Annotated in this window: 14 protein-coding genes and 3 pseudogenes; 10 read left to right on the top strand and 7 right to left on the bottom strand. The window is 57.3% G+C overall.

Features of this window, described 5'->3' with window-relative positions:
- Positions 1-120 precede the first annotated feature (120 nt).
- The 4 genes from ACA051_RS12965 (at position 121) to ACA051_RS12950 (ending at position 4,769) form a co-directional block, all read left to right on the top strand.
- The gene (locus tag ACA051_RS12965) at positions 121-1,020 is read left to right on the top strand and encodes a LysR family transcriptional regulator (RefSeq protein ID WP_497375088.1); all 900 of its coding nucleotides are present in this window, start codon (positions 121-123) and stop codon (positions 1,018-1,020) included.
- Between the two features lie 91 nt (positions 1,021-1,111).
- Complete coding sequence (gene ilvD, locus ACA051_RS12960; protein WP_497310156.1) at positions 1,112-2,794, top strand: dihydroxy-acid dehydratase; 1,683 nt, start codon at positions 1,112-1,114, stop codon at positions 2,792-2,794.
- 227 nt (positions 2,795-3,021) lie between these two features.
- Complete coding sequence (locus ACA051_RS12955) at positions 3,022-4,275, top strand: AAA family ATPase (protein ID WP_497375086.1); 1,254 nt, start codon at positions 3,022-3,024, stop codon at positions 4,273-4,275.
- Positions 4,272-4,769 carry a hypothetical protein gene (locus ACA051_RS12950; protein WP_497375085.1) on the top strand — a complete coding sequence of 166 codons (498 nt, stop codon included), beginning with the start codon at positions 4,272-4,274 and terminating at the stop codon, positions 4,767-4,769. Before ACA051_RS12955 ends, ACA051_RS12950 begins: the two co-directional genes overlap by 4 nt.
- Positions 4,770-4,832: 63 nt before the next feature.
- On the opposite strand, the gene ACA051_RS12945 is transcribed toward ACA051_RS12950, so the two are convergent.
- Both ACA051_RS12945 and ACA051_RS12940 read right to left on the bottom strand, forming a co-directional pair.
- Positions 4,833-5,558, bottom strand: a complete 726-nt coding sequence (locus ACA051_RS12945) for a methyl-accepting chemotaxis protein (protein WP_438269360.1) — start codon at positions 5,556-5,558, stop codon at positions 4,833-4,835.
- 132 nt (positions 5,559-5,690) lie between these two features.
- Positions 5,691-6,446: pseudogene (locus tag ACA051_RS12940) on the bottom strand (MCP four helix bundle domain-containing protein); the annotation flags it as partial.
- A gap of 220 nt (positions 6,447-6,666) precedes the next feature.
- Here ACA051_RS12940 and ACA051_RS12935 point away from each other — a divergent pair.
- Positions 6,667-7,053, top strand: a complete 387-nt coding sequence (locus tag ACA051_RS12935) for a GFA family protein (RefSeq protein WP_497375083.1) — start codon at positions 6,667-6,669, stop codon at positions 7,051-7,053.
- 2 nt (positions 7,054-7,055) lie between these two features.
- Here ACA051_RS12935 and ACA051_RS12930 read toward each other — a convergent pair whose 3' ends face one another.
- Both ACA051_RS12930 and ACA051_RS12925 read right to left on the bottom strand, forming a co-directional pair.
- Positions 7,056-7,415 carry a hypothetical protein gene (locus tag ACA051_RS12930; RefSeq protein WP_497375082.1) on the bottom strand — a complete coding sequence of 120 codons (360 nt, stop codon included), beginning with the start codon at positions 7,413-7,415 and terminating at the stop codon, positions 7,056-7,058.
- Between the two features lie 37 nt (positions 7,416-7,452).
- Positions 7,453-8,025 carry a MarR family winged helix-turn-helix transcriptional regulator gene (locus ACA051_RS12925; protein ID WP_497375546.1) on the bottom strand — a complete coding sequence of 191 codons (573 nt, stop codon included), beginning with the start codon at positions 8,023-8,025 and terminating at the stop codon, positions 7,453-7,455.
- 125 nt (positions 8,026-8,150) lie between these two features.
- Here ACA051_RS12925 and ACA051_RS12920 point away from each other — a divergent pair, with 125 nt between their 5' ends.
- Both ACA051_RS12920 and ACA051_RS12915 read left to right on the top strand, forming a co-directional pair.
- Positions 8,151-8,411: a DUF2024 family protein gene (locus ACA051_RS12920; RefSeq protein ID WP_109632290.1), complete on the top strand. Its 261-nt coding sequence runs from the start codon at positions 8,151-8,153 to the stop codon at positions 8,409-8,411.
- A 4-nt stretch (positions 8,412-8,415) separates the two neighbouring features.
- On the top strand, positions 8,416-8,694 hold the full coding sequence (locus ACA051_RS12915) for a Rho-binding antiterminator (protein WP_497310152.1): 279 nt from the start codon (positions 8,416-8,418) through the stop codon (positions 8,692-8,694).
- A 34-nt stretch (positions 8,695-8,728) separates the two neighbouring features.
- Here ACA051_RS12915 and ACA051_RS12910 read toward each other — a convergent pair.
- The 3 genes and pseudogenes from ACA051_RS12910 to ACA051_RS12900 form a co-directional block, all read right to left on the bottom strand.
- A pseudogene (locus tag ACA051_RS12910) lies at positions 8,729-8,821 on the bottom strand (DNA methylase); the annotation flags it as partial.
- A gap of 106 nt (positions 8,822-8,927) precedes the next feature.
- Positions 8,928-9,173: pseudogene (locus ACA051_RS12905) on the bottom strand (hypothetical protein); the annotation flags it as partial.
- Between the two features lie 23 nt (positions 9,174-9,196).
- The gene (locus ACA051_RS12900; protein ID WP_497375081.1) at positions 9,197-9,451 is read right to left on the bottom strand and encodes a hypothetical protein; all 255 of its coding nucleotides are present in this window, start codon (positions 9,449-9,451) and stop codon (positions 9,197-9,199) included.
- Here ACA051_RS12900 and ACA051_RS12895 point away from each other — a divergent pair.
- From ACA051_RS12895 to ACA051_RS12885, 3 genes are all read left to right on the top strand, one after another.
- Complete coding sequence (locus ACA051_RS12895; protein WP_497375080.1) at positions 9,432-9,776, top strand: hypothetical protein; 345 nt, start codon at positions 9,432-9,434, stop codon at positions 9,774-9,776. The two genes, ACA051_RS12900 and ACA051_RS12895, sit on opposite strands and share 20 nt — an antisense overlap.
- A 396-nt stretch (positions 9,777-10,172) precedes the next feature.
- Entirely contained in the window at positions 10,173-11,471 is a 1,299-nt protein-coding gene (locus ACA051_RS12890; RefSeq protein WP_497375078.1) for a sialidase family protein, read from the top strand.
- Complete coding sequence (locus tag ACA051_RS12885) at positions 11,468-12,082, top strand: hypothetical protein (protein ID WP_497375076.1); 615 nt, start codon at positions 11,468-11,470, stop codon at positions 12,080-12,082. The genes ACA051_RS12890 and ACA051_RS12885 overlap by 4 nt, the downstream gene beginning before the upstream one ends.
- The last annotated feature ends 19 nt before the right edge of the window (positions 12,083-12,101 follow it).

Genomic DNA, 12,101 nt, shown 5'->3' with positions numbered 1-12,101 from the left:
CCTTGATGAAGTGTCGACCTTCAGCGTATGCCCGCGCCTGACAGGGCGGAAGACGCACCACTTGCACTTGATACCTGCACGCAACGCCATGTCATCGCCCTGCCGTGCTAACGTTGAACCATGACGACTCCCGACCTGAACCTGCTGATTACCCTCGATGCGCTGCTCACCGAAGGCAGTGTGGCGCGTGCCGCCCAACGACTGCGGCTGAGCCCTTCGGCGATGAGCCGGGCGCTGGCGCGACTGCGTGAAACCACCGGCGATCCCCTGCTGGTCCGCGCCGGACGCGGCCTGGTGCCGACACCCCGAGCACTGGAACTGCGCGAACACGTCGCCCAACTGGTGCAGCACGCCGAAGCGGTACTGCGCCCCGCCGAGCAGCTCGACCTCAAGCAACTGGCGCGTACCTTCACGTTGCGTACCAGCGACGGCTTTGTAGAGAACTTCGGGCCGGCGCTGATTGCCCGGCTCAGCGAAGAAGCACCCGGGGTACGGTTGCACTTTTTGCAGAAACTGAACCAGGACAGCACGCTGCTGCGTGACGGCACGGTCGATCTGGAAACCGGCGTTGTCGCAGACACCACCAGCCCGGAAGTGCGCACCCGCGCGTTGTACCAGGACCGTTTTATCGGCGTGGTACGCCCGGGGCATGCACTGAGCAAGGGCAAGATCACGCCCGCCCGGTATGCGGGCGGCAGGCATGTCCTGGTCTCTCGGCGTGGACGGGACCAAGGGCCGATGGATGATGCGTTGAACACGCTTGGACTGACCCGTGAGATCGTCACCATCGTCGGCGGTTTTTCCGCCGCGCTGGCGCTGGCGCGGGCCTCGGACCTGATCGCTACGGTGCCCGAACGCCACACCCACACGCTGCGCGCCGGCCTGCACAGTTTTGCCCTTCCGGTCGCCACGCCAGTGATCACCATTTCAATGCTCTGGCACCCGCGAATGGACGCCGATGCCGCGCACCAGTGGTTGCGCGGATGTCTTCGGGAGGTGTGTGCGGGGTCGCTGGATTAGCAAACTGATTTTTGTCGCCGCCGGGTCTAGACTCTATGCGTTGCTTCGGGCCACACCGGTCGGGCCAGCGATCTGGATAGAAGGGAACGTCATGAGCGACAAAGACAATTTGCGTAAGTACTCCTCTCAAGTGGTCGACGGCGTGGAGCGCGCGCCCGGCCGTTCCATGCTGCGGGCCGTGGGCTTCACGGATGAGGACTTCAAGAAACCGCAGATCGGCATCGCCTCGACGTGGGCGATGGTCACGCCGTGCAACATGCACATCGACAAACTCGCTGTTGAAGCGGAAAAAGGCGCGAATGCCGCGGGCGCCAAGGGCGTCATTTTCAACACCATCACCATTTCCGACGGCATCGCCAACGGCACCGAAGGCATGAAGTATTCGCTGGTGTCGCGGGAAGTGATCGCCGATTCCATCGAGGTGGTGGCCGGTTGCGAGGGCTTTGACGGCCTGGTAACCGTAGGTGGTTGTGACAAGAACATGCCGGGGTGCCTGATCGGCATGGCGCGGCTCAATCGCCCGTCGATCTTCGTCTATGGCGGCACCATTCGCCCGGGCGCTGGCCATACCGACATCATTTCCGTGTTCGAGGCCGTGGGTCAGCACGCCCGCGGTGACATCAACGAGATTCAGGTCAAGCAGATCGAGGAAGTGGCGATCCCCGGCCCCGGCTCCTGCGGCGGTATGTACACGGCCAACACCATGGCCTCGGCCATTGAAGCGTTGGGCATGAGCCTGCCCGGTTCCAGTTCCCAGGACGCCGTCGGCAGCGATAAAGCCTCAGACAGTTTCCGCGCCGGTCAGCAGGTCATGGAGCTGCTCAAGCTGGACCTCAAGCCGCGCGACATCATGACTCGCAAAGCTTTCGAGAACGCCATCCGCGTGGTGATCGCCCTCGCCGGCTCGACCAATGCCGTGCTGCACCTTTTAGCCATGGCGCATGCAGTGGATGTCGAGCTCACGCTGGACGATTTTGTCGAGCTGGGCAAGATCTCCCCGGTGGTGGCCGACCTGCGCCCCAGCGGCAAGTACATGATGAGCGAGCTGGTGGCCATTGGCGGCATCCAGCCGTTGATGAAACGCATGCTCGCGGCCGGCATGCTGCACGGCGACGTGCTGACGGTGACCGGCAAGACCCTGGCAGAAAACCTGGAAAACGTGCCCGACTACCCCGAAGGCCAGGACGTGATTCTGCCGTTCGACCGCCCCGTCAAAAAGGACTCTCATCTGGTGGTGCTGCGCGGCAACCTCTCACCGACCGGCGCGGTGGCCAAGATCACTGGCAAGGAAGGTTTGCGCTTTGAAGGCACGGCGCGCGTGTATCACGGTGAAGAAGGCGCGTTGGCCGGAATTCTCAATGGCGAAGTCCAGGCCGGCGACGTCATCGTCATTCGCTACGAAGGGCCCAAGGGTGGGCCGGGCATGCGCGAAATGCTCTCGCCCACGTCGGCGGTCATGGGCAAAGGCCTGGGCAAGGAGGTCGCGCTGATCACCGACGGTCGCTTCTCCGGCGGCTCCCATGGATTCGTGGTGGGGCATATCACGCCGGAAGCCTTTGAAGGCGGGCCGATTGCGCTGATTGAAGACGGGGACAAGATCACCATTGATGCTGAAACCCGGCAGATCACCGTGGACGTCTCCGATGCCGAACTGGCCGAGCGCAAGACCCGCTGGGTGCGCCCGCAATCCAAGTACAAACGCGGGGTGCTGGCCAAGTATGCGAAGACCGTGTCCAGTGCGTCGGAGGGGGCGGTTACGGATAAATACCTCTGAGACATCAGAGGCGGATCCGATCGACCAATTGCGAGCGCTCGTCAGCCAAGGAATTATTACTCATGCCATGACGTAGCAATCAGCACCGACACCTGTGTCTGAAGTAATCCAACTCAACCTCGCTGAAGCCAAATGCCCACCAGACGTGTCAATATTGGGCCATTGTTGCTCCGTGCTTGGAGTGCGTTGTATCCACCGTATAAGCTCATCCATTTTAGGAGTGAACAATGATTCGCCTACGCGTCAAGAATTTTGGTCCTATTCGCGAAGGGCTGAAGGAAAACAATGGCTGGATAGAGTTCAAACGCGTGACGGTATTCGTAGGCAATCAAGGCTCAGGTAAAAGCACACTGGCTAAGCTTTTTTCGACCTTCTCGTGGATCGAAAAGGCTTTGGTGCGAGGTGATTACGATAAGAAATGGTTTGAACGCAAAAACCGCCTGACCAGTCGGTTTCTGACCTATCACCGTCTGGAGAACTACTTCTCTACTGATAGACCGGACGAGGCTGAAATCGAGTATGAGGGAGAGGCGTATTCGATTAAATATGCCCATGGCCAATTGCACATTAGCGAATCCAAAGCTAACCGCTACTGCCTGCCGCAAATCATGTACGTACCTGCTGAACGAAATTTCATCTCTTACGTCAGGCATCCTAAAGAGCTCAAGCTATCTTCTGACTCCCTCAAGGAATTTCTGACAGAATTTGAAAGCGCCAAATCCAATATGAAAGGCACTCTGCAGCTTCCCATTAATAAAGCAGAGCTGGAATATGACAAGCTCAACGACATTCTCAATATCCGAGAGTCTGATTACAAATTGAGACTGGACGATGCCTCGAGTGGTTTTCAATCTGCCGTACCTCTTTACCTAGTCAGCCACTACCTGGCCAACACTGTTCGACAACAAAGCGAAAACAGCCAGGAATCCATGAGTGCAGACGAGCTTGAGCGATTCAAAAAAAGTGCCGCGCAAATTTTCTCTCTCGCGGCGCTGACGGAAGAACAAAAGCGTGCAGCCCTTTCTGCTTTATCATCCAAATTTAATAAGACTGCGTTTATCAACATCGTTGAAGAGCCTGAGCAGAATCTCTATCCACAGTCACAATGGAATATTCTCAAAAGCCTGCTGACATTCAACAATCAAGGCAAGGACAATCGGCTGGTGATGACCACCCACAGTCCTTATGTAGTTAACTACTTGACCATTGCTGTGCAAGGCAAGCATCTGCACGACGACATTCTGAAGAGAAAAAGGGAAAAAGATTTATTGCCAAAACTGAGCGATGTCATCCCTTTGAGCGCTTTGGTGAATGCCAACGACTTAGCGATTTACCAAGCCGATGAGACAACTGGAACCGTCGTCAAACTGCCACTGATTGATGGCGTACCAACAGATCAAAATTACCTGAATGAATCGCTAAGAGTGGGCAATGAATTATTCGACCGCCTCCTGGAGCTTGAGGAGGAACTGGGCGCGTGAATTTTCTTGACCATCGTTGCCAAAGCGGTCCTTTCAGTCATGTCCAGTTCGGGCTCTGCGACGACCACACCTCGCCTGTTGCTTATGTTGACATCTCAAGTCCAGAAACCTGGATCGCCACTGTCAAAAATGACGATCAGAAGGAGGTGCTTTTTACAGCCATCGATAATTGTGTGATTCAGAACGACGAACAAACTGGCCATGGCCGTTGTGACTGTATGCTGACAACAGACCGAGAACTGTACTTGGTCGAATTGAAGGAGCGAGGGGGCAGCGCTTGGAAAAACGAAGCCATTGAACAACTGAAATCAACCATTGAGCTGATAAAGACGACACACGGCCAAGCGTTTCTGGATAACTACAGCCCCAAGAAAGCCTTTGTATGCAACAGAAGAAAAGCGCCCTTCGTCACACTCGAAACCGATAGAAAGCAGTACTTTTTCAGAACTTATGGTTTCAAGCTGGATATACAAACAACCGTATTGATCGTTTAACGGAGCTAAATAAGCGTCGCCTATGAAGGCGCGAATTACCACGCCTTCTCCTGTCGCAATCCCTTAAAGCCGAAACCGATCCACCGACTGCGAAAGCTTGCCCGCCAGGCTCGATAGCTCATCGGTAGTCGAAGCCGTCTGGCCAATAATCTTGCTGTTGCCCTCCGACATCCCGGCAATCATGTCCACCTGATGGGCAATTTCGTTACTGGCCAGGCTCTGCTCGCCGATTGTGCGGGTGATGTCATTCACCAGCTCAGTGGTATTGAGCGTGGCCTCGAGGATTTCGCGGATCGCGCGTTCGACGTCGGCGGTTACGGCCATGCCTTTGTCGACCTGCGCAACGCCCGCCTCCATGCTGGTCACCGCCTCGCGGGTGCTTTGCTGGATGCGCGAAACCATGCTGGCAATTTCCTGCGTGGAGGCGCTGGTGCGTCCCGCGAGACTGCGGACTTCGTCGGCCACTACGGCAAAACCACGGCCCTGTTCACCGGCGCGAGCGGCCTCGATCGCGGCGTTGAGGGCCAGCAGGTTGGTTTGATCGGCGATGCCCTTGATCACCTGAATGATGCTGAAAATCCCCTCGGACTCCTTGTCCAGCGTGCGGATCACCTGGGCTGACTGCTGCGCCGAACGCGCAATGCCGTCCATGTCATTGACCACCTGATGAATCACGCGACCACCATCCTTGGCCAGTGCCTCGGCCTGGTTGGCCATGTTCAGTGCGCGTTCCGCGTGACGGGTGATCTCCTCGATGCTGGCAGTCATTTCGCTCGCGGCAGCGGCCATGGTGCTGGCGGCGACGCTTTGCTGCTGGCTGCTGTCGGCGACCTGATGGCAGCCACTGCTTAACTGCACGCTCATGCCGCTGACGCCATGCGCATTGCTGCGAACCACCTCGATCATGCCGCGCAAGTCGCGCTGCATGGTCGCCAGACTGCGGATCAATGCGCTCGCTTCGTCATTGTGGGTCGGTTCGACGATCGGCTCGCTGAGGTTGCCGTGGGCGATGCTTTGGGCGATGCGGCTGGCGGTCTGCAACGGCCCCATGATGCTCAGAATCACCCAGCGTCCCTGGATAAGCAGTAACAACAGGCTGCTGATCAGCACAATACCTAGGGTGAAGTTGGCGCTGCTGATGGCCTGCTCGGTGCTTTTACTGGTCTGCTGGGTGTTGGTTTCGATCACCTCGCTGAGGGCCGCCATCTGGTCCTCCAGTTGGCTGAACGCGGTATTGAACGTGCCGAGTTCCTTTTGCGCGGAATCCGGATTTTCCAGCGCCAGACCGACAATGCGCTCGGCCGCGCTGATGTAGGTGTCGAGGCTCGGCTTGACCTTGTTCAGGCCGGCCTTGATGGTGTCGTTGACCGGCAGCTTGAGGTTTTCACCCAGCACTTCACGAAAATGCGCCGCATGCTCCTCGATGGAACTGCGCACGTCGGCTTTGCTGCTGGTGCTTTTGCCCAGCCCGACCACCATCGCGGACAGCACATCGGCGCGCAGCGCGTCGTGCATCATGTCGGCTTCGAGGTGATTGCGCAGCGCGGTCATGCTGACCTCGTTGTCCTTCACCGCTTCGGCCATCCGGGTGTTTCCCACGTAACTGACCAGGCTCACGATCAGCGCGGTGAGCAAGCTCGTACCAATCAGCAGCAACAAGCGTAATTTTATAGACATGGGGTAGCCCTCTCGGTACGTCGCTTTTATGAACACGTTATCGGCTGCGCCGGCCACTCTTTGAAGCCTGACGTCGGACTTTCGGTGTTTTGCGACATGCGGTAGGTGCCGCTGGTCCTCGGTGTGATTGCGCGCCGCCGCTTTCTGATCGCTGCAGCCATCGCCAAACCTTGAGCCAGACCGCTACAGTATCGCGACGAAAATCAAGGAACCTATGAACATGGATGAGCTTCACCAAGGCAGCTGCCTGTGCGGCGCCGTTGAATATCACGTATCCACAGAGCTGAAAGCCGTCACCCATTGCCACTGCAAACAATGCCAGAAGGGCCACGGAGCGGCCTTCGCGACGTATGCGAGCGCGCCCAGGTCGGCGGTTTCTGTCGTGGCGGGAGCAACGGCGCTCAAGGGTTACGAATCGTCCAAAGGTGTCACACGTCAGTTCTGCTCCCACTGCGGCTCGTCGCTGTTCTGGTCTGATTCGAAGGGGAAGTTTTCGGAGTGGGTTTCGATAGCGATCGGTACGCTGGATACGCCTTTTATGGCGTTGAAGCAGAAACATACCTGTATTGAATCCAAAGCGTGCTGGTACGAAGCCGATTCGCTATAGGACTAGCGCTTGCGCGCCAGACGTTGCTGCCAATTGCCGCCATTGGCGCGCTGGCATTGCTCTTCAGAATCAAACTGCACGAAGGCTGGGACCGACCTGATGTGAACATCCGCTTCGCTTAACGCTGTAGCCGTCAGTTCGACCATACGCTCGCCCTGCCCGCTGGCCAGCGCCTGATCCTTATTCGCCTGCGTATCGAAGACCCAAATCACCCTCAGGCTGGAAGGAAAATCGTGGTAATCGACTTCGTGGGTCAGCCATTCGAATCCGACGATTTGCGCTTTGGCCGTTTCACACGCTTCTGTCAGGGTGGCCACCAAACGACGCTCGATGCGTGCCTGATCGCGTTTGCTTAAACCCATGGGGGATCCTTGTGATGGTCGAAATTCTGGACTGGTTTCAATCGAGCACGCCTTCGGGCACTTGATGCTCCCTGCAAATCAAACCGATTTCGCCGGACTCCAGGGGTTCCTGAGTCAGCCCACAAAAGGCCCCGCCAGCCACTGTCTGATGGAAGCGACAAGATCGGCAAAGCCCGAAATCCGGTACATTTTCCCCTTGTTGAATAGTCCTCAACAACTCCAGCAGCAGCCCTTCCAGATCCTCTGAACGAGCGCCCATGCGCTTGGCGGCAGCGACCAGAAACTCCGGCGGCAGTACGTCGTCCAGCAGGGCTCTGGCCAGCGCGGTCAATTCCAGGTGCACGCTGCGTTTGTCTTTGGCGTCCGGAGTCTTTATCAGCAGCCCATTGGATTCCAGCGCCTTGAGCGATTGCGACACGGTGCCCTTGGTCAGTCCCAGGTACTCGGTGACCGCCAACGGCGTGTTGGAGTAACGATTGCAGCGGCCCAGATACATCAGCGCGCTCAATTGAATCGGCTGCAGATCCGTCAGTTTCGGGTGTTCGCGAAACCAGACGCGCGTCAAGCTCGACAGTCTTTCCAGCAGATCGAACAACACGGCAAATTCCATAATCGACAGGGGTGATAAATAGTATCGAATAAAAACCATATTGACAAAAAGTGGCCTTGTCGTAGGCTTGGTATCGATTCGAAACAAACCCACCCCTGACATCTGGAAACCTGAAGGAGCAAATCATGAGCGTCAAAGTGTTCGATACCCACGTGCGTACCAAAGACGGCCGCTACTTGCATTTCGATGTATTGATCGACAGCAACGACCCTGAACTGGCGAAGTCCTATGCCCGACGCTTCCTTGATGAACAGGGCGTTCAGGACGAAGATATTTCCCAGAATGAATGCCGGTTCTGCCACGTTGAACCGAGCAATCCGGTCGTCGCTGAGGCGATCAGCAAGCAAGGTCACTTCATCATCAAACTGCAAGGTTGCCAGGAGTAACGAAATGAACGCGTATCAGCCTTTGAACTGCGATCTGCACGACTACCTGGAGATCGCCTGCCTGCGCGGTTATCGACTGGATATCGAGCTGAACGACGGCACACGCCTGGTCGCCAAAGCGCTGACGACGCGGACCTCCAGCGACAAGGAAGAGTTTCTCTGCCTTGAAACGGCTGACGGCCCGCAGGACATCCGTCTGGATCAGTTGCTGGCCGTCACGCCGCTGGACGCCAATGCACAGTTTGGGCGGGTAGTGTTCCAAGGTGCGGTGTGCATGTTTTGAGCGCCCACACGAGTGTTTCAACACAGCACGGCCCCGCATCACCCATGAAAATTTTAATGGTTTTGGGCCCTACCCCATCGAACGCCGCCAAGCGTTTCTCGGACGCCTGGCGGTTTTCACTGGCGCGCTGAATGTTGCCGATTCTCCCGCGTGGTCAGATCTGTGGCACTGATGGTTTTGTTCATGCGAGTAGAGCCCGAATAAATCAGGCGCTCACCCTTTTCAAGCGCTCGGTGATAATCCTCACCCGCGATGGCTCGCAGATACGCTTGATCGGCCTCCACCCTGAGGTCCCGCCATTCCTGCCAACTCACGATTCCCAGGCGATCCATCTCGTCAGACTGACGAATCAGTTCTTCGTGATAGGCATCGGGACACTCCATGCGCAGCTTCAAGTCCTCAAGGACGAGATGCCAGGCGTTGAGCGCACGCAGCTTTTGCTCTTGCGCCGGAGTCAGCAGATTGGCAAACGAGTGCATGGCAGCGCCCCTCGAAAGTTCTTTCAGAATGGATCAATCCATCGTGAATGCGGTTCAGGTACACCGACCAAAGGCAGGTTCTTAAATGCGACGCCACCAATGACGAGGCGCATCGCGATGCTGACTGAGTTTTCGTCAAGCAGCTCAAGCGTTTGCGCGGCACTCCACAAGGCATTGGCGATGTAGCGACAGTTGATCAGCGCGGCCAGGTAGCCAGCTCTTTCGGGCGTCGTCGGGCTAGTGGCGTAAATCGTTGCAATGCCGCTTAGAACTGTCACCAGGGCCGCAAGCGCCACGTTTCACGAAGCCAACCCCAACAACCCCCGCTTCATCGGTCGCTGGACGGCCGACTCCAGCCTGCTTTCGTTCACATTGGCTGACATGAAATCGATTCCCAAGTCTTACGTAATCAACGGCACCGCCATTGCCCCCTCGCTGGTTGCCAAGTTTGCCGGGCCTTCCATGCCTACCTTTAGCGACGGCTTAGCGTCCGGCGCTTCCGACGAACTCAAAATCCTGATGATCAAGGACAATGAGATAACGCTTGAGGGTAAAAGCCCGGCAGGGAATGCCTTCACCCTAAAGACGTACAGACAGCACTAGGTTCCAGGTGGGTTCTGGTCTGAAAGCTTCTGTGTCTGTGCTGCCGTATTCGCGGGCAAGCCACGCTCCCACAGGGGGATTTTGTCGATCACTCCTCATGTGAACGACGCAAGTCCTGTGGGAGCGTGGCTTGCCCGCGAAGAGGCCCAAACAAACAACCCACACCCCAATGACTCGACAGTGACAGCCCCGGCCTTTGCGACCAACGGCAAAATGTCTTACAGCCCGCCTCAAACCCTCTAGCCCAACAGTCTCAGACGCTCAATCAAACTGTGCGCGTCGACAGGGCTGCATGCTACAAATACCTGCTTACAATTTAGCTAGTCATAAAACCCGATCCTGTACTACCGAGTGTTACGTTGGGCGCCTTATCGGGCCCGAGATGCCAACGTAGTCATGCGCATCAATCTTCCTAGTTTTCCTGCCTTCTGTGCTTACCTTCTACTGTCCTGCCTGTTTGCGACCGCGTGGATCATCAATCCTGCCAATACGCACTCTTCCTTTGCCCAGATCAGTCCCGTGATGGCAGTGGCCGGAAAAGTGGCCAAGCCCATCTATACCAGCCGTTTCGCCTCCTCCGGGCTGGTGGATTTCGTGCATTCCTCAGCGGTCACCGCACTGCCCGACGGCAGTCTGATGACGGTCTGGTTCGCCGGCTCCCGAGAAGGCGCAGCCGATGTGCAGGTGCGCTCCGCCCGGTTCGACTCGAAAACCGGCGAATGGGGGGCGGAAAAGGTCCTGGCGACGCGGGATTCGACCCAACAGGGCACTCGAAAATACATTCGCAAGCTGGGCAACCCGGTGGTGGCCCTCGCGCCGGATAATCGGGTGTGGTTGTTCTACGTGTCCGTTTCCATGGGTGGCTGGGCCGGAAGCGCGGTCAATGTGATGGTGTCCGACGACTTCGGTGAACATTGGTCCGCTCCGCGCCAACTGATCACCTCGCCCTTTCTGAACATCAGCACCCTGGTCCGGTCGGCACCGGTGTTTCATGCCGACGGTTCCATCGGCCTGCCGGTCTATCACGAGTTCCTGGGCAAGTTTGCCGAGTACCTCTACCTGAGCGCAGACGGCGATGTGATCGATAAATTCCGCATCAGCCACGGCATGAATTCATTGCAACCCACGGTGGTGCCGCTGGACGGCCAGCGCGGCATCGCCTTGCTGCGTTATGCCGGCAACACCCACCACCGTGTTCTGGCGACCCGCACTGAAGACGCCGGGCAAACCTGGAGCGAGCCTTATCCGCTCGACCCCTCGAATCCGAATTCCTCGCTGGCCGCCGTCGCAACACCCGAACACGGGTTGCTGGTGGCGCTCAACGACCTGCGTGAGGGGCGCTTCAAGCTGAGCCTGTATGGAACCGACGCCAAAATGGACGATTGGCGCTCGTTGCGGGACCTGGACAAATCCCCGGATCCACTGGGCGCGCCATTTTCTCCCGAAGCCTACAAGGAGATCATTGGCAGAGAATTCCGCGGGTCCAGCGGCGCACACCGCCAATCACTGGAAGCGGAGTTCCTGGATAACCTCGACAACCGTGTCTGTAAAAACCAGGAATGTGAATTCGAATACGAATACCCCTACTTCATCCGCAGTCCTGACGGCATGTATCACTTGGTTTATTCCTGGAACAACACCTTCATCAAGCACGTTACCTTTAACGATGCATGGCTTAACGAGCGTCTCAAATGATCAGCCTGTGGCAAGCCCATGTCAGCTTCGCAATGATCATCTTTCTGGTGCTGCCTTCGTTCGGCCTGCCCAGGACCTGGCGGATCGCACTGCTGGCCGCGTTGCTGGCCGTCAGCTTCATCTCGCTGGACGGGTTGTCGTTGGCCGCCTATTTGCGCAGCTACATTGATGACCTTGCGATTACCACCCTGGTGTTCATGGCGTGGGGCTGCTTGCGTCGGCTGGAGATGCTGCCACCGGCACGGGGCAAGACCGGCGTATTGATCCTCTTCGCCGCGATGGCCGTGGTGTTGTACCCGGCCACTCTGGGCATGAGTGATGTGGACCCCTATCGGTTAGGCTACAGCCCGCGCCCCATGTTGATTTTCTTCGCCGTGCTCACGCTGGGCCTGTTTTACCTGCGCAATGGCCTGGCCGTCTTGATGCTGGCCAGCGCAACCCTGGCCTTCATCGCCGGGATCAAACCTTCGCAAAACTATTGGGATTACCTGGTTGATCCGCTGCTGGGTCTGTACTGCTGCGGGGCACTGCTGACGCTTTCCCTGCGCTGGACGTATCGCCACTCAAGCAAGCGGCGTGGTGCGGTGGCCGACGAATTCAAATCCGTTTGAGATTTAACGACTTTTTAAC

It is taken from the genome of Pseudomonas sp. LBUM1669, from assembly GCF_059695705.1.
This window is presented reverse-complemented; position numbering and strand designations above follow the sequence as displayed.